The organism is Actinomadura chokoriensis (assembly GCF_041463665.1).
Classification (GTDB): Bacteria; Actinomycetota; Actinomycetes; order Streptosporangiales; family Streptosporangiaceae; genus Spirillospora; species Spirillospora chokoriensis_A.
Genome location: NZ_JAXCEJ010000035.1, coordinates 1 through 23,766, shown reverse-complemented (window position 1 = coordinate 23,766; position 23,766 = coordinate 1). Strand labels below are relative to the sequence as shown.

Genomic DNA, 23,766 nt, shown 5'->3' with positions numbered 1-23,766 from the left:
ATGCGGGACCGTTGGCAAAATCGCGCCGACACTCCCCGCGGCAAGGGAACTATCTACTGGCATATACTCATGGGCAGATACCCAGAAGTTCGCTCACTTGCCCAGAAGGCACAGAACCAACTCGCTGATTTCACCGGCCTCCACATGACACCACTGGACTGGCTACACATATCGACACTCGTAGTCGGCAGCACAGAGGAGGTCGGTCCAGACGAAATGGCAAGGATGCTTGATCACGCCTCGGACATCCTTGCAGGTGTACCACCGATCGACATCACTCTAGGCCGCGTTCTCTACCACCCAGAAGCGATCATGCTTGGTGTAGAGCCGACCAGAGCCCTGGATCCTGTCCTAGAAGCTGCCAGGGCAGCGGCGTACAGCGTCACCGGTCGAGACGGATACACGACAAGCGGGCCGGGCCGCTGGGTCCCTCATATGACCCTCTGCTACAGCACTGCCCGACAATCAGCAAGACCGATCATTGAAACGCTTGGATTGGAGTTTGGTAATTGTCAAGCAAGAATCAGCGAGCTTACACTCGTCTCTCAACTCGGCCCCGAACGTGAATGGAAGTGGTCACCCTATGGGGCGGTGTGCCTACAAGGCTCCTAGAAGGGCGGAAATTCAAAAATTAGCGCACGCAACTTCACATAGTGATAGTGATCATCTTCACTAAGGTCGAAGTCCGTTATGCCGTTCATCTCCTCGATCGCCTTGCGTAGCTCATGCCACATTTTAGCCGAGCTTGGCAGCAGGTGATTCGTGTCTCTAAAAAGCTCTACCATCAATTCAGGCATATCCGCTGCCCGATTTATTTGGGCATTTGAAAGGAATGCCGATTTTACCTGCTCCAGATGCTCTAGAGTGAACTCGGGAGTTACCGGAAGAACCAAGTTCGCCATATTGAACTCGGCTTCCCTGTACGAACGGGAATCTCTAAAATATTCGAGCGCACCATCGATGATGCACGATGACAACGAGCCGCCTTCTATTACACTGAGTAGCTGCGGCTGATTCAGAGTCTCAGCGCGCTCGGAAATCGCTTGCGCTGCAGGATGACCCGTCATGTCCGCGTGGAACACATCATACTTAATCAGGTCCTCAATCGGCGCGTGCTGTACTGCGCTAACAGCCCTAACGCCAGAAACCTCCGGAAACGCTTCCCATGCCTCACCCATATCGCCCAAGCGACCAACAAACGCGAGCAATTCATTATCTTTGAGACCGGCACCCTCCTCTCGCTTCCGAATAACCGAGGAGACTGCCTGCGTAAACAGTTCTGGACTCACCCTAGCCAGTGCCTGCGCGACAGTGCGAGAACGCATTCCAAGAGCAGGCTGCCCGTGGTCCATGAGACAAAGCTTGATAATCAGCTCTGAAAGATTGCGACGCATCGAAGTCTTGCCGTTGCGATAAAAGGTGTCCCGCAGGTAGCTCGTGACGTCGTCACTGCTACGGGGGAACGAGTTACTCTCAAAGTCCCGTTTGAAGCGCTCAATCGCCGCCTTGCCGGGCGTCGGCGTCTTGGACAACAGTGCGTCAACGGCTACTGAAAGGTGAGTTCGCACCAATTCTGGTGTGGGTTCAAAAATCTCATCAATTTTAACGAAAGCAGGATGTGCACAGATGTGGCGATCGTCACGCAATCGCGAAAGCTCGGTGTGCTCCCTAGTGTCAATCAATTCAAACTTGTCTCTAGCTACATCCAGGATGCTCCGTTCATTATCTTGCAGCGCCTTGATACTTCCCGATTCGATAGTCCTATCGAGATTCTCGACATAGGTGCGCGCTTCCCCATCGCCTGCAGTTGCTCTTTCTCGAATTTTACCGATGATATCCAGCGATACAGCTATCCAGACTGAAACAATCGCTGCCCTGTGCGCTCCCGCCTGATATGCTCGGATGGCTTCTCCGACATATTGACGAGACTCTCGGTCCCTGACCAACGAGAGCAATTCTTCAGTAGACCTCACACTGCCCTCCCCGAATCCTTTGGACACTCCATCTGCCCGCCTGCGACTGGAAGCAAGACTAGCGGCCCTGAACGCCGGCTTGGCTGCCGTTCAGTCCACTACAGCGGGCTTGTCACGCGAGAGCTACGAGAGAAGACCGCCTTCGTGAGCACCTAGGTTGCCGTTTTGGCTGGTCAGGTGGCGGGTGCTGTACTTGCCGCTAACGGCCTCCGGAGCCGTGTGCGCAGGTTCGAATCCTGCAGGGGGCACCTCGAAACGATCAGCCGGTTCCCGCCCTCGACCAGCGGAAACCGGCTCTTGTCGTTCATAAGCCATGTGACATCAGATGCCATCGTGGGACACCGTATGCCACGGACCGCGTTCCATTTGTGTTCCAGCGCATAGCCGCCGAGGGCGTCGTCTATGCCCCGCCTCCCACACGCCGCGTAAGCTCGTGAAGGTGGGGGTGCAGGGTGTCTCGGTCCCCCCGCTCACGCGGGGGAACCAAGGTGCGGGAAATGCGGCGGTGCTCACCTTCTGCCGAGTGATGGGGTCACCGTCACGCTCGGGGGGCGAGCCACAGCCAGGCGGTGCAGCGGGTCTCTTTGATGCTGACCCTGATCGGCTGGTAGGCGCTGGGGTTGAACATGCCGCCGCGCTGGATGGCCTCGTTGTGCAACTGGTCGGAGATCAGGACGCCGAGATCGGTGCCGACGTTCCGTAGTGCGCGTTTGAAGGCTGAGGCCTCGATCAAGCGGAAGAGATGGGTGGCGGCGTGCCCGCTCACGCCGCGGGAATCGCGCTGTACATGGCCGAAATGGATGGCCAGCCGAAGCCGTAGGCGGGTGGCTTCGCTGGCGTGCCGGTTGTAGCGGCGGAGGGCGACCGCCAGGTGGTGCACCAGGGGGTCGAGGCAGTAGTCGCAGTCGACCGTCGCCGGGACGATGATCAGGGCACCGTCGCCGCGGTCCTCGGTCTGGCACTGGTCCCAGGGGATTTGCGTCATGGCGAAGGCCGCGGCCAATTGCTGATAGGCCCTCGCACGGAGAACACTTTGCAGGTCCTCGGTGCGGGCCTGGCGGGCATAGCCCACGATGTCGGTGGCGATGATGGTCGTGTACATGGTCGCGGTCGAATACCTCAGTCTGAGTGCGGTTGTGTGGGTGGAGGTTTCCTGATCAATCAACTGTCTCGGCGAATCCCGGTGCATTCCCAGCGCGCTACCCGCTCGGCGACTTCTGAGTGGCGCTTGCTGGGGTGGGGATGTGATCACTCCAGAATTCCTCCAACTCCGGGTGGGTCAGGTCGGTGTACGGTAGCGCCGGGAGCGGGCGGCCGGTGCGCAGCGCCCATACCGTGTACAGGCACAGGGCGAGCACCTCGTCATCTGCGCTGACGCCATGCGGGCGACTTACCGGCGCATGGCGGGCCATCGTCGAAGCGGCTCCCTCGCGAGCTGACCGTGGCGGTTCGGGCACGTGCTAACGCTGAAGCACGTCAAGCTCGACGGCACCCAAATCGCGAGTACCCGGACAAATCCGGATACAGCCCAGGCGACAAGTAAGCGTTTGCCTACAAAGTGTCGATCTTGGAATCCTCAGTGATCAACGCATGCGGGGTCTCTGAGGCGAGTGTGTCGAGTTGCCTGTTCCATTTCTGGCGAGGATGGCAGGATGTCCGCCGAAATGTGACCGGCGTTTCGTGAACACACTTCGGAGCCTGGGTTGTCTGACGAGTTCAAGCAGCGCGTGATCGACGACTACATCGCCGGATTGATCATCGCGAGGGCGGCGGCCGCGCCACCTTCCTATGTCGCCATTGAACAGCTCGCGGAGGAGCTGTCGCGGCGACCGCAGCAGCCGGCGGGCGGCCCGGTGATACCGCTGCGCAGCTCGACGGTGAACGATCTCTTCACCAAGCAGCGGCGGCGGCTACCCGGATGGGACATGTCCCGCTCGCTGGTGATCGTGTTCCGGGAGATGGCGGCCCGCCGCAACCTGGACCCCGATGCCGCTGTCGGGACGGTCGCCGAGTGGAAGCAGCGACACGAGAAGTCGTTGAAACTGCTGGCCGGCGTGAAACGACCGGCCCAGCGACGGAAGGTGATCGGACCAGCGGCAGGTTCACCAACCCTGGCTTTTGGACCGCAACAATCCCACTCCCAGAAGGAAACGGACGGCCCCTTCGACAGCGAGGACGAGCGGCGCGCCGTCCTCCTGGAATGGGCGAAGAGGCAGCCGTCCGCGGTGACCACGTCCGGTCAGCGCGTGACGCGCTCGCTCCGGCCCTGCCTGGTGCTTGAGGAGTGGTGCAGCCGATTGCGCGTCTACGACCCACAGGGCGTTCCCCCGCACCTGCAGACTGCAGAGTTGGCCGATCACCTCCAGGCCACATCTGCCCCCTATGCCAGGGAAGCGGAGCCGAACAGCTTGCAAGCTCATGGCCAGCACATGTTGAGCCGCAATGATGCCGTCGCATTGTGGGTCGTGCTTGAGGAGACGGCACTCCGCCGGCCACCGTATCGGAACCTTTCAGCCGGCGTGTGGCGCCGACAGTTGCAGCACCTACTCGACCTGACCAACCTGGCCCAGGTCACTATCCAAATTCGCCCCGCGGGCAGCACCCACTTCTGTGCCAATGGCCCGATTCGGCTGCTGCGTTTCCGCGAGGCGGACGTCCCGGACGTGCTCGTGTTGCAGGAGTGGCAGCATGCGCTCTATCCGTCCGATTCATTACTCGTGCGGGAGTATTATGGTGCGCTGGGCAGGCTGGCGGTTTCAGCGGCGTCCCCGGACGACTCGCTGCAAATCCTGCACAGCATCCTCAGCGGCTGTGACGTCTGACGCCGACGCTGTCTGGCCAACGCCCCGAAGACTGCTGTCATGTAGGTGCTCGACGCCTGCGTGAAGCACCATCGCGAGGAGACCGCGAAACCGCGGGAGGCCAGTGTGAACAGACCAAACGACCAGGCTGCAGGGCAAGAGACCGAGAAGGAGCTGGACACCAGCATCGACACCTCGGTGCCTCACTCGGCCCGAATATGGAATTACTGGCTGGGCGGAAAGGACAACTTCCCGGTCGATCAACAGGCCGGCGACGAGTACGTTCAGGTCTTCCCCGACATCATCGATCTAGCCCGCCACTCCCGGGCGTTTCTCGCCAGAGCGATCCGTTACCTGGCGGAGGTCGAAGGCATCCGGCAGTTCTTGGACGTGGGGACCGGCTTGCCCACCGTGGACAACACCCACGAGGTGGCGCAGCGGGTCGCCCCGGACTCACGCATCGTCTACGTCGACAACGATCCACTCGTCCTGGTCCACGCCAGGGCGCTTCTCACGAGCACCCCTGACGGTGCTACCGACTACGTTGATGCCGACCTCTACGATCCGCCCACAATCCTTCGCGGTGCCGCCACGACGCTGAACTTCAGTGAACCCATTGCCTTGATCCTCAACGGCATCATGGGCCACGTCACCGACGATGCCACGGCACAAGACCTCGTCCGGCGACTCTTGGCCGGACTACCGTCGGGCAGTTTCCTGGCGTTGAACGACGGCACCGACACCGATGAGGCTTTCGCTGAAGCGCAGGAGGGCTATGACGAGACCGGTGCGATTCCGTACCGGCTGCGCCGGCCGGACCAGGTCGCCGACTTCTTCGACGGACTGGTCATGGTGGAGCCAGGTATCGTGCCGGTCAACCGCTGGCGTCCTGAACCCAACCCCTTCGAGCCGACGCCGGACGCCCACGCCTACGGTGGCGTCGGTAGAAAAGACTGAGCACCCAAGAGGCCCTCTCGTCGACATACTGGGGCGGTGGATCACGACCAGGCAAGGGCCGTCGCTCTCTCGGAGTTCGCCGGCCGAGGCGAGTCACCCGACGAATGGGAGATCGTTGGACCACGGGAAGAAACGGTGGTCGATCTCGACGGTACCGTGCCCTGCCTCGTGTTCGATTTCATGCCACGACCCGAGTTCGATCAGGGTGGCCGTCGGTTCAAGCTCAGCATCGCCGTAGACCCGAATACAGGCGAGGCGGACATGCTCCGCTGACGGCCGAATGGATTCCTGAATGGCCGTCGATCACGGATCCTCGCCAGCCCTGCTATCTCACTCACGACCACCAGTCATGTTTATCGTCCTGATCAGTGGGCGGCTCTCTTACGCGCATGCAGCGCCCGCCGATGGCAATGCCCTCGGTGACAACGTGCGTTGACGGCCTCTCCGGCGGCAGGGTCCGCCAGCGACGGAGCCGGCGGGGGGCTCCGACTGCCCGCGGCAGGACGGCGGGGAGGCGGCGGGCGGGGCGTTGCAGGCGGCTGAGCTGGGAGTTTGATTTTGTTGGGGTTTGCCATCCCTTGGGAGCTTCTGTAGCTTTGCCCTCACCAAGGCGCCCTCCAGGCTCTCTTGTCACACCCGTCACGCTCGTCGGGCGGGTGACCGGGCGACGCGCTCCACGTGTCGCGCAGTGCCTCGCAGGCACCGCCCTGAGGCGATCGCCTCGCCAGGGCCTTACAACATCAGCGCCGCTCTTTCGCACACGGGACAGAAGGTTCCGTGCTCGGGCCATTCGCGCCCTCTCAGGATCGCAGCGGCAACCGCCGAGTCCGCCGTTGGGCGGAGCCGGGGACCCACCCTCGCACTGGGGTGAATCGGCCTGCCCCCAGGCCGTAGGGCGACTTCCACGTCCGAACCCGTCAGCTAACCCGGTAGGCGGCCATGGAAGAAGGAGCCCCCCTTTTGAACGGCAAGCACAGCAGGAACAAGGGCCTTTTCGGCCTGAGCCGCCGCGCCAATGGTGCGCTGGCCGGTATCGCCGTGGTCGGTGTGGCCGCAGCTACGGTGCACTTGGCCGACAGCCCTCCCGAGACCGCCGGCCAGTCGGTCGCCGCCGTCAAGTCCATCCCGCAGCAGCGCACGAGCGAGCCGGACACGTCCGTAAAGGCCGATGGGGAGCGTGCCTCGGCCGAGCCGAAGCGCACCTCGGCCAAGCCGAAGCGCACCGTGGCCGAGCCGAAGCGCACCTTGGACAAGCGGTCCGAGGTCATCGCACGGGCCAAGACGTGGAACCCCCACAGTGAGGATCGGGTGCCCTACAGCCAGACCAGATACCACGAGGGATACCGGACTGACTGCTCCGGGTTCGTGTCGATGGCTCTGGGGCTGCCCAAGCCGGGAGAGAACACGGTCGGTCTGACGTCGTCGCGTTTCACCGAGCGCATCAAGATGTCGGAACTGAAGAAGGGTGACCTCGTCATGGACGCGGAGGGCAGCAACACGACGCGCCATGTCGTCATCTTCGAGAAGTGGGCCAACAGCGCCCACACGTCCTACTGGGCGTACGAGCAGCGCGGCCGTTACGGCACCGACTACCGGACGCGCGACTACGGCCTTTCGTCGGGCAGCGAGTACAAGGCCTACCGGCCGACGAAGCTCAGCGACGCCTGACGGCCATCCCGGCCATTCCCAGACGGAATTTCGGGATGCCGAGGGCCGGGTGAGTGACGCCCGGAGAGTGGGTCGATCCCTGCTCTCCGGGCGCTTCGGTCAGGTGGAGCGCACGGCTCTGATGGACTCCTTCAGCGAACTGACGGTGGCCATGACCGCCGTGGGCTCGTAGCCGCAGTGGGCCATGCAGTTGGCGCAGCGCGGGTCGCGGCCCCGGCCGTAGGAGTCCCAGTCGGTCCCGTCCAGGAGTTCCTGGTAGGTCTGGGCGTAGCCGTCCGACATCAGGTAGCAGGGACGCTGCCACCCGAAGAGCGAGTAGGACGGGATCGCCCAGGCCGTGCACGGGAAGTCGACCTTGCCTTCCAGGAAGTCGAGGAAGAGCGGCGAGTGGTTGAGCCGCCAGCGCTTGCGGTTCCCGTCCGCGAACGCCTTGCGGAACAGTTCCCGCGACTCCTGGACGCCGAGGAAGTGCTCCTGGTCGGGCGCCTTGTCATACGCGTACCCCGGCGAGATCATCATTTCGTTGACCTTCAGGTCGTCGTTGAGGTAGTTCAGGACCTCGATGACGTTCTGCGGGGTGTCGGTGTTGAAGACGGTCGTGTTGGTGGTGACGCGGAATCCGCGGCGCTGGCATTCCTTGACGGCGGCCACCGCGTCGTCGAAGACGCCCTCCTTGCAGACCGACTCGTCGTGGCGTTCCCGCAGGCCGTCGATGTGCACCGCCCACGCGAAGTACGGCGACGGCCGGAACTTGTCGATCTTCCGGGGGATGAGCAGCGCGTTCGTGCACAGGAAGACGAACTTCTTGCGCTTCACGAGCTCGTCGACGAGCTCGTCGATCTGCGGGTGCATGAGAGGCTCGCCGCCCGCGATCGAGACCATCGGCGCGCCGCATTCCTCGATGGCGGCGACGGCCTGCTCGACGGGCATCCGCCTTTTCAGCGTGTCGGCGGGGTGCTGGATCTTCCCGCAGCCGGCGCAGGCGAGATTGCACGCGAACAGCGGTTCCAGCTCGGCGATCAGCGGGAACTTCTGCCTGCCGCGCATCTTGTTGCGGAGGATATAGGTTCCGATTCTCAGGCTCTGGCGAAGCGGCATGCTCATCGTGCTCGGACTCCTTTGGCAGGGTGAGTCATTCGTCTCCACCGTGACCGTGCGCTTCCCGGTCACGTGGCGTCCCCAGATAGCGGCCCAGGGCGCTGATCGGGAACACCAGCCGGTAGAGGTGGTAGTTGATGTAGAAGTCGCCGGGGAACCCGGTGCCGGTGAACTGGTCCTCGTCCCAGTTCCCGTCCGGCCGCTGGGCCCGCACCAGCCACCGGACGCCGGCGTCCACGGCGGCGGAGCGTTCACCCGCGGCGAGCAGCGCCAGCAGCGCCCATGCCGTCTGGGACGCCGTGGACTCGCCCCGCCCGACCCAGGAGGGGTCGTCGTAGGAGCGCAGGTCCTCGCCCCAGCCGCCGTCGGCGTTCTGGTGCCGTTCGAGCCAGGCCACGGCACGGCGGATCGCGGGCTTGTCCGGGCGGACGCCGGCGGCGATGAGCGCGGGCACCACGCCGCCCATCCCGTACACGTGGTTGGCTCCCCAGCGTCCGAACCAGGAGCCGTCCGCCTCCTGCGCCTTCAGCAGCCACACCACGGCGCGCTTGACCACGGTCGTCCCGGCGAGGCCCTCTCCCGACAGCGCCTCGACGACGTGCGCGGTGACGTCGGCGGACGGCGGGTCGATGACCGCGCCGAAGTCGCAGAACGGCAGCTTGGTGCACAGTTCGCGGGTGTTGTCGGCGTCGAAGGCGCCGAACCCGCCGTCCCGCGACGCCATGCCGTTCAGCCACCGGACGGCCCGCTCGATCGGTTCCGACGCCTCCGGGAACGACACCTTGCGCAGCGCGAGGATCGCCTCGGCGGTGTCGTCGGTGTCGGGATAGACGTCGTTGTCGAACTCGAACGCCCACCCGCCCGGCGGGGTGTCCGGGCGCCGGACCGACCAGTCCCCCGGCCCCCGGACCTCCTCGCCCACGACCCAGCGCGCCGCCCGCACCAGCGCGGGATCGTCCGGAGCGGCCCCGGCGTCGCCGAGCGCGTTCATGGCGAGGACGGTGTCCCAGACCGGCGACTGGCACGCCTCCAGCCGGCGCCCCTTCTCGTCCCGGATGGTGAACCGTTCGAGCCCGTCCAGCCCGCGCTTGACGACCGGGTGTTCGAGGTCGTAGCCGAGGGCGTTCAGCGCCATCAGCGAGTACACCCAGGGCGGCTGGATCCCGCCCCAGCAGCCGTCGGCCTCCTGCCTGGCGATGATCCAGTCGGCGGCGCGGCGCAGCGCCGCGGCGCGCAGCGGGCGCACCGGCCGCTTCTCGTACACGTGCAGGACGCGGTCGAGCGCGTTGAAGGCCCGCCCCCAGCCCTTCGCGTCCCTCGCCGGCGGGACGCCGCCGCGCAGCTCCGCGAGGTCGACCGGCAGGTCCCGGACGGGACGCAGCGACCCGAGGATCGTCAGCGGCACGATCGTCTGCCGCGCCCAGCACGCCCAGTCGTAGACGTTCAGCGGGACCCGGCTCGGCAGGAACATCAGCTCGGGCGGCATGACGGGCAGGTCGTCCCACGACCACTGCCCGAACAGCGCCAGCCAGATCCGGGTGAAGACGCGGCTGCCCTCGATGCCGCCCGCGTCGCGCGCGTACTTGGCGGCGGCCCGCATGTGCTCGGCGTCCACGGGGTCGCCGGCGAGCCGCAGCGCGAGGTACGCCTCGATCGTGGTGGACAGGTCGGCGGGGCCGCCGTGGAAGTTCGCCCACGTCCCGTCGCCGCGCTGCTGCGAGCGGATCCAGCGCGCCGCCTCCTGCGTGTCGGCGTCGGTGCGGATGCCGAGGAACTGGCGGAGCAGCAGGTCCTCGGCGTCCATCGTGACGTTGGTCTCCAGCTCGGCCTTCCACCAGCCCTCGGGCGACTGCAGGCCGAGCAGGTGGTCGCGGGCGGCTTGGACGGCGGCGGCCGCCGCGCCGGTGAGCTCCGGGGCTTCCGTCGTGGTCATCGAGCGGTCTCCTTCTCGCGCAGGCGGCCGTCCCCCCGCGGGTGGCCGGGTCAGTGGTCTCGGGAGGTGACGAAGCGGGCGATGTCCCGGAACTCGGCGGCCACGTGGTCGTCCATCCCGGAGTGGTCGAGGCGCCGCTCGGCGGACGCGACGCGGCGGCCGGCCTCGGCGGCGGCCCAGTCCCGCCCGCCGGCGGCCTCGACCAGGCGCGCCATCTCCCGCAGGACGTCCTCGGACGGCGGTTCCGGCCGCCGGTACAGCTCGGCGAGCCGGGCGGAGTCGGGCGTCCCGGCGTTGAGCGCGAACACCACGGGCAGCGACTTCTTCCGGGCCCGCAGGTCGGACAGGACGGGTTTGCCGGTCGTTTCCGGGCTGCCCCAGATGCCGAGCAGATCGTCCACGAGCTGGAACGCGAGGCCCAGTTCGGCGCCGAACCCGGTCAGGTCGGTGACGAGCCGGGTGGGCCCCTCGCCGAGCATCGCGCCGATCGAGCAGGCGCACGCGAGCAGCGCGCCCGTCTTGTCGGCGGCCATCGTGACGCACTCGTCGAGGGTCACCTCGTCGCGCTGCTCGAACCCGAGGTCGCACGCCTGCCCGGAGATGAGCCGCTGCGTCGCGGCGGTCAGGGCGCGCGCCGCCCAGTGCGCGCCCCGCGTGTGCTGGTCGAGCAGCAGTTCCTCCGACAGCGCGAGCAGCGCGTCGCCACCGAGGATGGCGGCGGACGGGCCGAACACCGTCCACGCGGCGGGACGGTGCCGGCGGGTCCGGTCGCCGTCCATGATGTCGTCGTGCAGCAGCGAGAACGCGTGCACGAACTCGACGGCGACCGCGCCGGGCAGCGCCGTCTCCGGGGGCGCGCCCGCGGCCCGCGCGGACAGCAGCGCCAGCGCGGGGCGCAGCGCCTTGCCGCCCGCCGCGGCCGGCCGGCCGTTCTCGTCGGTCCAGCCGAGGTGGTAGGCGACGACGCGGCGGGTCCACGGGTCGAGCCGGTCCGCGGAGGTGCGCATCGCCTGGTCGACGAGCGAGCGCCCGTCGGTGATCGAGGACGGGACGGTGGTCATCGGCCGCTCACCCCGTCGGTGCGCACCCGGTTCAGGTGCCGCCGGACGAGGCGGGCGGCGGTGAGGCCGCTTCGCACGGCTCCCTCCATCGTGTCGGGCCAGCCCGTGTCCGTCCACGCGCCGGCGAGGAACAGGCCCGGCAGCCGGGTCGCGGACGCGGGGCGCAGCGCGCCGCTGCCGGGGCTCTGACGGAATGTGGCGTGCCGTTCCCGCGTCACGAAGAAGTCGGTGACGCGGGCCGGGCGGGCGGCCGGGAGCAGCCGCTCCAGCGCGGCGAGGTAGACGCCGCGCAGCTCCGCGGTGGGGGTGTCGATCCAGCGGTCGGCGGCCGACACCGAGACCGCGAGGTACTGGCCGCCGCCGGTCAGGCCGCTCACCGCCGTCCGGTCGAACACCCACTGGACGGGCGAGCCGACCGCCGCGACGAAGGGCTCGTCGAGGACGGGCCGGTCATAGACGACGTGGACGTTGACGATGGGGCTGGAACCGAGACCGTCCCATTTCGTCCGGTCCGGGGACGCCTCCTCGGGGACGATCGACGACGCCATTCGGTGCGGCACCGCCATCACGACGGCGTCCGCGCCGACCGGGGAGCCGTTCACGACGAGCTCCGGCCGTCCCGCCTCGGCGGGCCGGACCGCCGACACCTTGGCGCCGAGCTCGATCCGCCCGCCGCCCCGCTCGATCCGCGCCGCCGCGATCGTGCCGTGCAGATCGCCGAGCGGGATGGTGGGCACGCCGATGTCGGCGGCGTCCGAGCGGCCGAGGAGCGCGGTCTGGCACACCATCGCGGCGGGCCCGAGCGCGGCGTCGTCCAGCCGGATGTTGAGAGAGGCGGTGACGAACAGGTCCCAGAGCGCGTCGCGGGCCTGCCGCCGCTGGCCGCGCTCGGCGAGCCAGCCGCCCATGCCGGACCGGTCCAGCGCCGGGTCGTCCGGGTCGAGCCGGTCGAGCGCGAGCGACGCGCGGACGGCGCGCAGCCGGTCGGCGGGCGACAGCAGCCGGTAGCCGGCCAGCGCGGGCAGCAGGTGCAGCGGACCGGGCGCCTTGGCGCGGCGCAGCCGCCCGCCGGGGCCGCCCGGGGTGAGGACGCGGACGTCGAAGCGGTCCTGGACGCGGACGCGGTGCGCCGCGCCGAGCCTGCCGAGCAGCCCCTGGTACGCCGCGCAGCACTTCAGGAAGATGTGCTGCCCGTTGTCGACGGTCAGCCCGTCGCGGGTGAAGGAGTGCGTGGCGCCGCCGAGCCGGGGACGCGCCTCGTAAATCGTGGCCCGTGTCCCGGTCTCCTGGAGCGCGAGCGCCGCCGTGATCCCGGCGAGGCCGCCGCCGACGACGGCCACCTCCGCGCTGGTCATCGGTGGATCCCCGCCATCGCCATCGCCGACACGGCGGCCTTCTCCCACGCCGGGAGGGACGTGCGCGTGCCGAGCGCGGTCAGCGGATCGGCCTTGATGCGTTTCAGCAGGTGCCGGTAGATGCCGGCCATCGCCCCGGCGCACGCGGCGCTGCGCCGGTCGAGCATGGGCAGCAGCTTCAGGCCCGTCCCGTACCACTCCTCCGCCCGGTCCGCCTGGAACCGGACGAGGTCCGCCAGCCGCTCCGGGTCGTCGGCCGGCCGGCCGGACTCGTCGCGCTCCAGCGTGCAGCCGAACTTGACCAGGTCCTTCGCGGGCAGGTAGACGCGGCCGCTCAGCCCGTCCTCCCGGACGTCGCGCAGGATGTTCGTCAGCTGCAGCGCGACGCCGAGCGCGTCCGCGCGCGGCAGGGCCGTCTCGGGGTCGGACGTGCCGAACACGCCGAGCGACAGCCGGCCGATGGCGCCGGCGACGCACCGGCAGTACCAGAGCAGGTCGTCGAAGGTGTCGTAGGTCTGGCCGCGGACGTCGGCCTCGCACCCGTCGATCAGCTCGCCGAACGCCTCCAGCGGGATCGGGTAGCGGCGCGCGGCGTCCGACAGCGCGACCAGCACCGGGTCGGACGGGTGGGCGCCCGCGCCCGCCCCGGCGAGGCGCTCGCGCTCGGCGCCGAGCCTCGACAGCCGGGTCGCGGGCGGCGCGCCGTGGTCGTCGCCGATGTCGTCGACGCGGCGGGCGAACGCGTACACCGCGCTCAGCGCGCGCCGTTTCGGCGCGGGAAGCAACCGGATCCCGTAGGAGAAGTTGCGCGCCTGCGAACGCACGACGTTCTCGCAATGCTGATAGGCGCTGAGTGCGTCCATCCCTATCCCCTCCCCAGTGTCCGCGACCACTCGGCCAGCAGCCGCGCCTTCCTCGGACGTGCCGCGCTCCCCAGGACGTCGTAGGCGCCGCGTTCCAGGGCGGCGAGGGCGGCGAGACCGCCCGCGACGTATCCGGCGACGGCGACGCGCGCGAATCCGCGGAGCCCGCCGGTGAGGGCGGCGCCCTCGTCCAGCAGCCGCGCGGCCCGCCGGGCCTGGAGGGCGACCACGCCGCGAAGCCGGGTGGGGGTGGCCCCGGCGGTCAGGTCGTCCTCGGTGCAGCCGAAGCGCCTGAGGTCCTCGCCCGGCAGGTAGATCCGGCCGTTGCGGTGGTCCTCGCCGACGTCCTGGCAGTGCTCGATGATCTGCAGGGCGGTGCACACCTTGTCCGACAGCCCGAGCCGGGCCGGGGTGGCGGCGCCGAACACGTGCAGGACGATGTGCCCGACCGGGTCGGCGGAGTAGGCGCAGTAGCCGACGAGGTCGTCGAAGGTCTCGTACCGGGTGACCTCCTGGTCGCGGCGGTTGGCCTCCAGGAGGCGGCGGAACGGCTCGGCCGGGATCCGGCACGCGGTGATGGTGCGGGACAGGTCGCGCAGGACGGGCAGCTCCGGCCTGACGCTCGCGTAGACCCGGTCGAGATCGCGCTCCACCAGGTCGAGCAGGCCGGCCCGCTCGTCCGGCGGCGCCTCGTCGCCGATGTCGTCGACGAGGCGGGCATACCCGTACACATTCAGCAGATGCTCGCGATGGCGGGCCGGAAGCAGGCGGGTGGCCACCGGGAAGTTCTCCCGGGACTGGAGTTCGATCCTGGTGCGGCGTTCCTCGGTCTCGTTCCACAAACGCTCGCTGACGGACATGGCGTTCCTTCGAGGCGGCGGCGGCGCGGGGCGCTCATCGATGCCCGATATCCGGGCGATGGCCCGGTAAACATGGCCCGTCATGAGGCCCCTGTGACCTACGTCCCCGAATCGCTCCGAAAACCCTCAAAAATAACCGGCATTTGCGGAGATAGGCCGGAAGTGGTCAGCCGGGAATATGTGACCGCGCCGTCCGGCGGCCGCCAGTGGGCAGCAGTTTTTTCCATTCCGTTATGTTGGACCCGAGTGGAGACTTGCGTCTAACTCCAAGACTCGATTCAAGTCCCCGGACGGGTCGGGGCGTGCCGGGTCAGGAGGCGGCCCGCATCCCGGCTCAGTAGGTGGCGAGCATCCCGGCGAGGATCCGCGGGGTGCGCTCGGGCGGCGCGGCCTCGGTCACCAGCCTGTTGAACACGTGCCAGTGCCCCTCGATCTCCGCGCGCCGCACCGGGTAGACGGCCCTGTCGGCCCGTTCGAGGTACACCATGTCGGGCAGGCCCTGCGGCTGGAAGCGGACGAGGGTGAGCGGCGCGTCCCCCGCGACCCTGCCGCAGATGCCGAACGGCGCGATCTGGACCGTGACGTTCGGCCGCCCGCACAGCTCGATGATGTGCCGGATCTGGTCGCGCATCGTCGCCGGGCCGCCGATCGGACGCCACAGCGCCTGCTCGTCAAGGACGACCCACAGGTTGAGCGGGCGCGGCCGGCGGCGCAGCACGCGCTGGCGCCGCATCCGGAACTCCACCCGCCGCTCGACCTCCGGCTCGGGGCACGTGCGGCGGATCACCGCGCGGGCGTAGTCCTCGGTCTGGAGCAGGCCGGGCACGAACTGGGCCTCGAACGTGCGGACCAGCTTGGCCGCCTGCTCGGCGCTCAGGTAGGGACGCACCCAGCCCGGGACGATGTCGGCGTCGTCATGCCACCAGGGATGCGCGGTCGTCTGCTCGGCGAGGGCGAGCAGCGTGGTGCGCTCGCCCTCGTCCACGCCGTAGCGGTCCAGCAGCCGGGCGACCTCGCGGGGCCTGCCGCCGGTGCGGCCCAGTTCCAGCCGGGCGATCTTGGACTCGGAGCCGTGCACGATCTGTCCAGCGTCGCGCCTGGACAGCCCGGACCGCTCCCGCAGTTCGCGGAGCCGCCTGCCCAGCAGCATCCGGGGGACGAGCGGGTCCGCCTGGGCGCTTGCCGCGCGCGTGCGTGTCGACTGCCTGCTGCCGGTGCTCGTGACGGAGGCCAATGGGACTCCTCATCGGGGGGATCGGCTTGACGACCGGCCCTCACTATAGCTTCACGCAGCGCGGCGAAAGGGAGACAGTGCGCGACATTGCCTCGACGTCAGGGTTTACGTGCCACGCCGCACAAGGTAGGCAGATCATCGGCGTCGCCCCTCTCCACCTCGGGACGCCAGGCGCCGCTGGTCACGAGGCCCGGCTCCTCCATCTCCAGGCCGTCGAAATAGGCGCCGATGAACTCGGGGCTGCGCAGCCGGAACGGAATGGCGCCGGTCTCGTCGTAGGCGCGTTGCGCCGCGTTGAACGCCTCGTTCTCGTCGGTGGAGTCGTGCAGAATGAGGTAGCTCCCGGGGGCCAGCGGCTCCAGCAGCCCTCGGACGACGCCGAACGCCTCGCCGGGGTCGACGATGTGCCCCATGACCCCGATCAGCATGAGCCCGACCGGCCGGGACAGGTCGAGGATCTCCGCCGCCCTGGCCATGATCGTCTCGGGGTCGTGCAGGTCGCAGTCGATGTAGGACGTCCTGCCCTCGTCGGTGCCCGTCATCAGGGCGCGGGCGTGCGCGAGGACGAGGGGGTCGTTGTCGACGTAGACGACCCGCGCCTCGGGCGCGGCCCGCTGCGCCATCTCGTGGGTGTTGTCGACGGTCGGGAGCCCGGTCCCGCAGTCCATGAACTGGCGGATCCCGCGTTCGAGGGCGAGGAACCTGATCGCGCGGTCCATGAAATAGCGGCCGGCGCGCGCGATGTCCACGATCCCGGGATAGAGCGAGACGTACTCGTCGCCGGCGATCCGGTCGATCTCGTAGTTGTCGGTGCCGCCGAGCCAGTAGTTCCAGATCCGGGCCGACTGCGGGACAGCAATGTTGATCTTCGATTCCGATTCCTGTTCCGGGCCGGTGGTGGCGTCCGTCATCGGTCAGCCGCTCCTTCCGAGCGTCCGGCATGTCCCCGCAAACCTAGACCCGCCGTCCTCGGGCCGCCCCGCACCGCGAAATTCGGCCTTGTCCGCATTGCTATTCAGGACACCAATTCCGGGTATTCGCGTGGGGTCACCGCGCCGCGCGTTCCGGACGTGACGAGGGTGAACGGCATTTCCTCGAAATGATCACTTACCGAAGGGCCACGATTGTCTCGCCACCGGCAGAAGGCGCGCCCGAAAGCGCGGCGAGGGCTCGCGGACGGAGCACCACCGACAGGGCACTACAGACGGGGCAGCAAGGTCAGCGGGCGGCCCAGACCGCTATCGCCAGGGCCACCCGGTCCTCGAACTGGAGAGGGTCGCGGCCGGTCAGGGACTCGATGCGGGCCAGGCGGTGGCGGAGGGTGTTCGGGTGCAGGAAGAGGGCGCGGGACGTCGCGCCGACCGCGCCGCCCATGTCGAGGAAGGTGCGGAGGGTCTCGATGAGCCGGGTGCCGTGCGCGCTGTCGTACTCGTGCAGCGGACGGGCGATCTGCTCCACGAACGGGGCCAACTGGTCGTTGTCGAGGCGGCCGAGCAGGGCCTGGAAGGTGGCCAGGTCGGAGGCGTGCACGACGCCGCCGGAGCTGCGCGCGGCGTCCAGCGCGGTGAGGCTCTCGTTCAGCGAGACCGGCAGGTGGTCGAGCGATCCGGCGCTGCCGACCCCGGCGGGCTCGCTCCAGGCGTGGGCGTCGTTGGTGATGAGCAGCGCGGTGTCGCCGTCCAGGCCGAGGACGCCGGGCAGATCCTCCTCGACGCCGTCCATCGCGATCACGAGCAGGGCCGCCGGGTCGAGCCCGGCGTCCTCGATCCGCTCGCGCAGCGCCCCGGCGGAGGCGAGGCCCTGCTGGATCATGCGCAGCAGGCGCCCGGTCTCCTCCCGCTCGTGCCGCTCGTCGCGGGTGAACGCCAGCCGCTCGGCGAACCACTCGGTGAAGCTCAGGAACGGGACCTCGGCCGGCACCTCGGCCAGCGGCAGGCCGAGGCGGTCGCATGTCTCGCGCAGCGCCTCCGGCACGTCGTCGGTCACGTCGCCGAGACCGTAGGCGATCGCGCTCCCCCGTCCGGCCTTCACCGACTCGGCGAACGCCGCGCACGCGGCCGGGTCCCGCAGCGACGCGCCGACGGTCAGGACGAGCTCGCCGCCGCGCAGGTAGGGCCCGGGGTCGAGCAGCTCGGTGGAGTGCGCCCAGCGGACCGACCGGTCGAGACCGCCCTCGCCGGCGACCAGGCGCAGCCGGAACCGCGGCACCTCCAGTAGCTGCCGGACGGTGAGGTGCGGCACCGCGGGATCGCTGGTCACAGCTTCACCTTCTCACCCGGACGGGCGGTGGCCCGTGCCCGTGACCGTGTTTTTGGCAGAACCGTGCGTTGGAGAAGGGCACGACGTCCCGGGCGTGCCGCGGTGCGTTCGGCCAAGAAATCACCGGCACCCTTGCCACCTGGGGTTATGCCGGGTTTGCCTGGGAACTCCGAGCGATTTCGAGGTGATCAGATGCCCGAGCGGGTCGCACTCGTCACCGGCGCGGCCAGCGGGATCGGCGGTGCGATGGTGCGCGAGCTGGCCGGGCGCGGCTGGCGGACGGCCGCCCTCGACCTCGTCCCGGCGGCGGACGCCGACCACACGGTGGGCGTGGACGTGGCCGTCCCGGAGCAGGTGAACGCCGCCGTCCGGCGGATCGAGCGCGAGCTCGGGCCGATCGAGGCGGCGGTGTGCGCGGCCGGGCACTACGCGATCGTCCCGGTGTCCGACGTCGCCTGGGCCGACTGGCAGCGGATGCTGCGGGTGCATCTCGGCGGCGTGCTGAACGTGTGCCGGGCCGTGGTCCCGGGCATGGTCGAGCGGGGCGGGGGCGCCGTCGTCGCGGTCTCGTCCGATCTCGCGATCGGCGGCGCGGACGGCGAGGCGCACTACGCGGCGGCCAAGGGCGCGGTGATCGGGCTCGTCCGGTCGCTGGCGGCCGAGCTGGCCCCGGCCGGGGTGCGGGTGAACGCGGTCGCGCCCGGCCCGACCGACACGCCGATGCTGCCGCCCGACTCGCCCTGGCGCCGGCCCTCGTACCTGCAGTCGCTGCCGACCGGGCGGCTCACGTCGCCGGAGGAGGTCGCGCTCGCCACCGCCTACCTGGTGGAGGATGCGACGTTCTGCGCCGGCGAGGTCCTCTCGCCGAACTCCGGGGCGGTGATGTGATGGCGGTCGCGCTGGTCACCGGGGCGGCCGGCGGGCTCGGCACGGCGGTCGCGCGCCGGCTGGCGGCCGACGGGCACCGCGTCGCCCTCAACGACCAGCCGGACCGGGACGTCGGCGGCCTCGTCCGGGAACTGGGCGGGATCGCCGCGCCCGCGGACGTCCGCGACCCCGACGCAGTCGCCGAGATGGTCGCGAAGGTCGAGCGGCTGGCGGGCGCGCACGTCGGGATCCTCGTCGCGGGCGCCACCCACCTGACGACCGCTCCGTTCGCCGAGCACGACCTGGACGACTGGTGGCGGGTCATCGACACCGACCTCGGCGGGACGTTCGCGTGCGCGCAGGCCGTCATGCCGGGGATGGTGGAGCGCGGCGGCGGCCGCATGGTGCTGGTGGCGTCCGAGGGCGGGCTGATCGGCTCGGCGGGCGCGACCGCGTGCTCGGCGGCCAAGGCCGGGATCATCACGCTGGCCAAGTCGCTCGGCCGGGAGCTGGCGCCGCTCGGCATCGCGGTGAACGCGATCGCGCCGAGCGTGATCGACACGCCGCGGCTGGCGGTGCGGGCGGAGGCCGCGGGGATGACGGCCGAGGAGTTCCGGGCCCGGCAGGCCGCGCGGGTGCCGCTCGGCCGGGTCGCGACGCCCGCGGAGATCGCGTCGGCGGTGGCGTTCCTCGCCGACGAGCGGCTCCCGACGCTCGTCGGCCAGATCCTGCACGCCGACGGCGGCAGCACCCGCTCCCGCGCCTGAGATCGGTCGCGGAAGCGGGCGCCGGGCGGGGGCGGCTATTCGCGCGCGGAGATCGCGTCGGCGGGGCGGGCCGTCATGGCCAGGCGGGCGGGCAGCGCCGTCGCGAGCCCGGCGAGGACGGCGCCCCAGGCGAGCACGCCCAGGTGGGCGAGCGGCGGGACGTGCGGGGGGCCGCCGGTCATCCCGCCGCCGAACGCGCTGAGCGTGGCCAGGGCGATCGCGGTGCCGAGGACGGCGGCGACGGCGACGACGGCCAGGGTCTCCCAGCCGAGCATCCGCATGATCTGGCGCTTGGTCCCCCCGGCCAGGCGCAGCAGGGCGAACTCGCGGGCCCGGCCGGCGGTGGACATCGCCAGCGTGTTCACCACGGCGATCGCCGTGAACGCGATGATGAGGGCCATGGCGACATAGTTGACCTCGGCGTTCGCGGACGCCGCGTCCCGGGCGAGCGTGGTGGCGTCCGCCGTCGCGACTCCCGCGGGGGCCGCGCCCGCGATCAGCAGGGTGCCGCGCGGGTCGTCCACGTGCGCGGCGAGCAGGTCGCGGGCGACGGTCAGGTCGCCGAAGCCGAGCCCGCGCCCGTAGACGGCGATCACCGTGGGCTCGATCGGCGTGCCGTCGCCGAGCGTGAGGGCCAGCCGGTCGCCCGGCCGGACGCCGAGGCGGCCTGCGGCGGTGTCGCTCACGGCGATGGTCGCGGCGTTCAGGTCGTCGAGCGAGCCCGCCCGGACGTCCAGGTCCAGGGTGCGGTCCAGGCCGGCCGGCGTGACGCCCTGGACGCCGTAGTTCTCCAGGTCCACCCGGACGGTGCTGTGCAGGACCTCGGTCACGGCGGTGACGCCGGGCGCCCGGCGGACCCTTTCGGCCGTGGCGTGCGGGATCTTCGGGCCGGCCGCGTGCGCGGCGATGATGCCGTCGCTCGCCTGGCTCGTCGCCGCGTGGCCCATCGTCGTCTGGACGAACAGGATCGTCGCGGTCAGGGCGATCATCAGGGTGAGCGGGGTGACGACGGACGCGAGCCGCCGGGAGCCGGCCCGGAGGTTCGCGGCGGCGAGCTGCCCGCCCCCCGGGAAGAGCCGCAGCGGAACCGCCAGGACGGCGACCGCCGCACGGGCGATGGCCGGGCCGAGGAGCGCGGCCGCGACCGTCCAGACGATCGCGGTCAGGACCGTCACCGGGCTGGACGCCGCCTCCGTGTGCAGGGTCGACAGCACCATCGTCAGGGCGACGGCGCCTGCGGTGACCAGGAGCCCGGCCACGATCCGGACGGCACCGGACCCGCCGCGGCTCATCGCCGCGTCGCCGAGCGCCTCGACGGGACGGATCCGGGCCGTCCGCCGCGCCGTGATCCGGGCGGCGGCGAAGGCCGCGACGGCGGCGGCCAGGGTGGCGGCGAGCGGGGGGAACGGGCTGACCACGAGGTCGAGGTTCGGCGGCATCGCCCCGAGGCCGCGGAACCTGTCCCGCAGCCAGAACGCGACCGGCAGCCCGGCGGCGGCGCCCAGCGGGCCCGCGACGAGGGCGACCAGCAGGGCCTCCCGCCCGATCATCCGGCGGACCTGGCGCGGCGTCGCGGCGACGGCCCGCAGCAGCGCGATCTCCCGCTCCCGCTGCTGGACCGACAGCGCGAACGTCCCGGACACGACGAGGATCGCGACCAGCAGGGCCGTCCCGCCGAGGGCGCCGCCCATGCTGATCAGCTTGATCCGGGAGTTCTCCGCGCCGAGGAACTCCGCCCTGCCGCGGTCCTTCCCGGTGTGGACGGCGGCGTTCGTGCCGCGCACCGCGTCCTCGATCGCCTTCTCGGAGCCGCGGGCGCCGACGGCGGTGACCCGGCCGGCGTGCCCGGCCAGGCGGGCGGCCTCGGCGGTGGAGAAGAAGACGGCGGTCTGGTGGTCGAGCGACTGCCCGGTGACGCCCACGACACGGTAGGTGCCGGGGACCGCGGAGGCGACCTGCACCGTCGCGCCTACGCGGAGCCCGCGCGTGCGGGCCGTCGCGGCGTCGATGACGATCTCGCCGTCCGCCGTGGGGGCGCGCCCTTCCCGGAGGGTGAACGGGGTGAGCGCAGCCGACTCCCACCCGTGGCCCCACGATTCGCGGTCGCCGCCGGCCCGGCCTATCTCGGCGGGGAACGACACCTCCGTCACCACGTCCCGGACGCCGTCCGCCGCCCGGACCTTGTCCGCGACGGAGGCGGGCAGCCACGCGCGCTCGGCGAGCGCCTTGGCCTTGTGCTTCCGCTTGCCCTTCTTCTTCACGATCGTCTTGTGGACGAACTGGTCCCCGGTGACGACGACCGGCGAGCCCGCGTACCGTTCAGGAGCGATCGAGCCGCGCAGGCCGGTGTCGAGGAGGACACCGCACGCGCAGACCAGGGCGGCGGCGAAAAGCAGCGCGACGAACGCCCCCGCGAACCCCGCCTTGCGGTGCCAGAGCGTGTTGACGACGATTCGGAACATCACTTCCACGCCCCCAGGCGGGTCATGCGGGCGGCGACCGCGTCGCTGGACGGGGCGTCCAGCCAGTCGACGATCTGCCCGTCGGCAAGGAACAGCACCGTGTCGGCGTACGAGGCGGCGACCGGGTCGTGGGTGACCATCACGACCGTCTGGTCCATGCCGTCCACCGTCTCCCGCAGCAGGGTCAGCACGTCGCGGGCGGTCATCGTGTCGAGCGCGCCGGTCGGCTCGTCACCGAACACCACGTCCGGACGCGTCACCAGAGCGCGCGCGATCGCGACCCGCTGCTGCTGCCCGCCGGACAGCTGCGCCGGGCGGTGCCCGGTGCGGTCCGCCAGGCCGACCCGGGCGACCACCTCCGCCAGCCACGCCTTGTCCACCCTGGTCCGCGACAGCCGCAGCGGCAGGGTGATGTTCTGCTCCACCGTCAGCGACGGCACCAGGTTGAACGCCTGGAACACGAAACCGACCCGCCGCCTGCGCAACTCGGTCAGTTTCGTCTCGTTCATCGCCGACAGTTCCGTGTCGCCCAGCCGGACGGTCCCGGCCGTCGGCGTGTCGAGGCCCGCGGCGCAGTGCAGGAACGTGCTCTTGCCCGAGCCGGACGGCCCCATCACCGCCGTGAAACGGCCCCGCGGGATGGCCGTCGTCACCTCCCGCAGCGCCGCGACCGCTCCCCTGCCCCGTCCGTAGACCTTGCTGACCGTCTCCATGCGCACCGCGTCTTCCATGCCTGCAAGTCTTCTGAGCTCGGCGTTCGCGGACCAGAGAGGAGATCACCGGTCACCCGTGACCTCGTCATGGGTCCGGGTGTGACGGCGTCATCGGCAGACATGGAGGGCTGGTAGACATGAAGGGTGATCAAGGTGCTCCTGGCCGACGACCACCACATCGTGCGCGGCGCCCTCGCCGCCCTGCTGAACCTGGAACCCGACCTGACCGTGGTCGCCGAGGTGGAGCGGGGGGACGAGGTGCTGCCCGCCGCCCGCGCGTCCCGTCCCGACGTCGCCGTCCTCGACGTCGACATGCCCGGTCTGGACGGCCTCGCCGCCGCCGCGGCCGTGCATGGCGCCGTCCCGGACATCGCGCTCATGATCCTCACCGGCCACGGCAAACCCGGGCACCTGCGCCGCGCTCTCACCGCCGGGGTCCACGGGTTCCTGCTGAAGACCGCACCCCCGCAGGAACTGGCCGCGGGCATCCGCAAGGTCGCCGCCGGGGAGCGCGTCCTCGACCCCGCGCTGGCCCTGACCGCCTGGGACAGCGCCGACAACCCGCTCACCCCGCGCGAGACCGACGTCCTGCGGCTCGCCGCCGAGGGAGCCGAGGCGCCGGAGATCGCCGGGTGCCTGCACCTGTCCGCCGGGACGGTGCGCAACTACCTGACCGCCGCCGTCACCAAGCTCAACGCCCGCAACCGCACCGACGCCGCCCGCATCGCCCTGGAAGCCGGGTGGCTCTAGCCGATCCCCGCTTGCCGATCCGCTAGTGCGGTGTCCACCAAGGTTCACCGGTGCGTCGACTTGCGGCGTGTTGTTGGTATGAGCGCGGGCGGTTTCTAGTGTCTGTTGCAACGAGGTCCTTCTGGAAGGATCTTGTTGTGCCAGG

The 23,766-nt window shown here is 69.8% G+C and carries 21 protein-coding genes, 1 tRNA gene and 1 riboswitch; of the genes, 9 read left to right on the top strand and 13 right to left on the bottom strand.

From position 1 onward, the window contains the following. Positions 1 to 612, top strand: a complete 612-nt coding sequence (locus SM418_RS34925; RefSeq protein ID WP_371945910.1) for a 2'-5' RNA ligase family protein — start codon at positions 1 to 3, stop codon at positions 610 to 612. On the opposite strand, the gene SM418_RS34920 is transcribed toward SM418_RS34925, so the two are convergent. Then, entirely contained in the window at positions 609 to 1,973 is a 1,365-nt protein-coding gene (locus SM418_RS34920; protein WP_371945864.1) for a hypothetical protein, read from the bottom strand. The genes SM418_RS34925 and SM418_RS34920 overlap by 4 nt on opposite strands. A 159-nt stretch (positions 1,974 to 2,132) precedes the next feature. Between SM418_RS34920 and SM418_RS34915 the strand changes: the two genes are divergently transcribed. Further along, positions 2,133 to 2,221 (top strand) — tRNA-Arg (locus SM418_RS34915). A gap of 290 nt (positions 2,222 to 2,511) precedes the next feature. On the opposite strand, the gene SM418_RS34910 is transcribed toward SM418_RS34915, so the two are convergent. Then, a complete protein-coding gene (locus SM418_RS34910) occupies positions 2,512 to 3,075 on the bottom strand; it encodes a hypothetical protein (protein WP_371945863.1) in 564 nt (187 codons plus the stop codon). Positions 3,076 to 3,676: 601 nt separating this feature from the next. Between SM418_RS34910 and SM418_RS34905 the strand changes: the two genes are divergently transcribed. The 4 genes from SM418_RS34905 to SM418_RS34890 all read left to right on the top strand — a co-directional run bounded on the left by SM418_RS34905 (position 3,677) and on the right by SM418_RS34890 (position 7,399). Continuing rightward, a complete protein-coding gene (locus SM418_RS34905) occupies positions 3,677 to 4,795 on the top strand; it encodes a DUF5753 domain-containing protein (protein WP_371945862.1) in 1,119 nt (372 codons plus the stop codon). 105 nt (positions 4,796 to 4,900) lie between these two features. Further along, entirely contained in the window at positions 4,901 to 5,731 is an 831-nt protein-coding gene (locus SM418_RS34900) for an SAM-dependent methyltransferase (RefSeq protein ID WP_371945909.1), read from the top strand. A 36-nt stretch (positions 5,732 to 5,767) separates the two neighbouring features. Then, on the top strand, positions 5,768 to 6,004 hold the full coding sequence (locus tag SM418_RS34895; protein ID WP_371945861.1) for a hypothetical protein: 237 nt from the start codon (positions 5,768 to 5,770) through the stop codon (positions 6,002 to 6,004). A gap of 536 nt (positions 6,005 to 6,540) precedes the next feature. Next, positions 6,541 to 6,682: riboswitch (cyclic di-AMP (ydaO/yuaA leader) on the top strand. 9 nt (positions 6,683 to 6,691) lie between these two features. Further along, complete coding sequence (locus tag SM418_RS34890; protein WP_371945860.1) at positions 6,692 to 7,399, top strand: NlpC/P60 family protein; 708 nt, start codon at positions 6,692 to 6,694, stop codon at positions 7,397 to 7,399. 99 nt (positions 7,400 to 7,498) lie between these two features. Here the strand turns inward: SM418_RS34890 and hpnH are convergent, their stop codons facing one another. The 9 genes from hpnH to SM418_RS34845 all read right to left on the bottom strand — a co-directional run bounded on the left by hpnH (position 7,499) and on the right by SM418_RS34845 (position 18,062). Further along, on the bottom strand, positions 7,499 to 8,503 hold the full coding sequence (gene hpnH / locus SM418_RS34885) for an adenosyl-hopene transferase HpnH (protein ID WP_371945859.1): 1,005 nt from the start codon (positions 8,501 to 8,503) through the stop codon (positions 7,499 to 7,501). Between the two features lie 28 nt (positions 8,504 to 8,531). Then, positions 8,532 to 10,430, bottom strand: a complete 1,899-nt coding sequence (gene shc / locus SM418_RS34880) for a squalene--hopene cyclase (protein WP_371945858.1) — start codon at positions 10,428 to 10,430, stop codon at positions 8,532 to 8,534. Positions 10,431 to 10,480: 50 nt separating this feature from the next. Then, on the bottom strand, positions 10,481 to 11,491 hold the full coding sequence (locus tag SM418_RS34875; RefSeq protein WP_371945857.1) for a polyprenyl synthetase family protein: 1,011 nt from the start codon (positions 11,489 to 11,491) through the stop codon (positions 10,481 to 10,483). Continuing rightward, a complete protein-coding gene (gene hpnE / locus SM418_RS34870) occupies positions 11,488 to 12,846 on the bottom strand; it encodes a hydroxysqualene dehydroxylase HpnE (RefSeq protein ID WP_371945856.1) in 1,359 nt (452 codons plus the stop codon). Before hpnE ends, SM418_RS34875 begins: the two co-directional genes overlap by 4 nt. Next, on the bottom strand, positions 12,843 to 13,709 hold the full coding sequence (gene hpnD, locus SM418_RS34865; RefSeq protein ID WP_371945855.1) for a presqualene diphosphate synthase HpnD: 867 nt from the start codon (positions 13,707 to 13,709) through the stop codon (positions 12,843 to 12,845). Before hpnD ends, hpnE begins: the two co-directional genes overlap by 4 nt. 2 nt (positions 13,710 to 13,711) lie before the next feature. Beyond that, the gene (gene hpnC, locus SM418_RS34860) at positions 13,712 to 14,569 is read right to left on the bottom strand and encodes a squalene synthase HpnC (RefSeq protein ID WP_371945854.1); all 858 of its coding nucleotides are present in this window, start codon (positions 14,567 to 14,569) and stop codon (positions 13,712 to 13,714) included. A gap of 334 nt (positions 14,570 to 14,903) precedes the next feature. Further along, positions 14,904 to 15,803 carry a helix-turn-helix domain-containing protein gene (locus SM418_RS34855; RefSeq protein WP_371945853.1) on the bottom strand — a complete coding sequence of 300 codons (900 nt, stop codon included), beginning with the start codon at positions 15,801 to 15,803 and terminating at the stop codon, positions 14,904 to 14,906. 98 nt (positions 15,804 to 15,901) lie between these two features. Further along, positions 15,902 to 16,714 (bottom strand): SAM-dependent methyltransferase, encoded by an 813-nt coding sequence (locus tag SM418_RS34850; protein WP_371945852.1) that lies wholly within the window; start codon positions 16,712 to 16,714, stop codon positions 15,902 to 15,904. 307 nt (positions 16,715 to 17,021) lie between these two features. Next, on the bottom strand, positions 17,022 to 18,062 hold the full coding sequence (locus tag SM418_RS34845; protein ID WP_371945851.1) for a PucR family transcriptional regulator: 1,041 nt from the start codon (positions 18,060 to 18,062) through the stop codon (positions 17,022 to 17,024). A 192-nt stretch (positions 18,063 to 18,254) separates the two neighbouring features. Here SM418_RS34845 and SM418_RS34840 point away from each other — a divergent pair, with 192 nt between their 5' ends. Together SM418_RS34840 and SM418_RS34835 are read left to right on the top strand one after the other, a co-directional pair. Further along, positions 18,255 to 18,950, top strand: a complete 696-nt coding sequence (locus SM418_RS34840) for an SDR family NAD(P)-dependent oxidoreductase (protein WP_371945850.1) — start codon at positions 18,255 to 18,257, stop codon at positions 18,948 to 18,950. Then, positions 18,950 to 19,696 carry an SDR family NAD(P)-dependent oxidoreductase gene (locus SM418_RS34835; RefSeq protein WP_371945849.1) on the top strand — a complete coding sequence of 249 codons (747 nt, stop codon included), beginning with the start codon at positions 18,950 to 18,952 and terminating at the stop codon, positions 19,694 to 19,696. Before SM418_RS34840 ends, SM418_RS34835 begins: the two co-directional genes overlap by 1 nt. A 35-nt stretch (positions 19,697 to 19,731) precedes the next feature. Here the strand turns inward: SM418_RS34835 and SM418_RS34830 are convergent, their stop codons facing one another. Both SM418_RS34830 and SM418_RS34825 read right to left on the bottom strand, forming a co-directional pair. Continuing rightward, positions 19,732 to 22,158: an FtsX-like permease family protein gene (locus SM418_RS34830; protein ID WP_371945848.1), complete on the bottom strand. Its 2,427-nt coding sequence runs from the start codon at positions 22,156 to 22,158 to the stop codon at positions 19,732 to 19,734. After that, the gene (locus SM418_RS34825; protein ID WP_371945847.1) at positions 22,158 to 22,889 is read right to left on the bottom strand and encodes an ABC transporter ATP-binding protein; all 732 of its coding nucleotides are present in this window, start codon (positions 22,887 to 22,889) and stop codon (positions 22,158 to 22,160) included. The genes SM418_RS34830 and SM418_RS34825 overlap by 1 nt, the downstream gene beginning before the upstream one ends. 126 nt (positions 22,890 to 23,015) lie before the next feature. Between SM418_RS34825 and SM418_RS34820 the strand changes: the two genes are divergently transcribed. After that, positions 23,016 to 23,621, top strand: coding sequence for a response regulator transcription factor (locus SM418_RS34820; protein ID WP_371945846.1), 606 nt, complete (start codon positions 23,016 to 23,018; stop codon positions 23,619 to 23,621). Positions 23,622 to 23,766 lie beyond the last annotated feature (145 nt).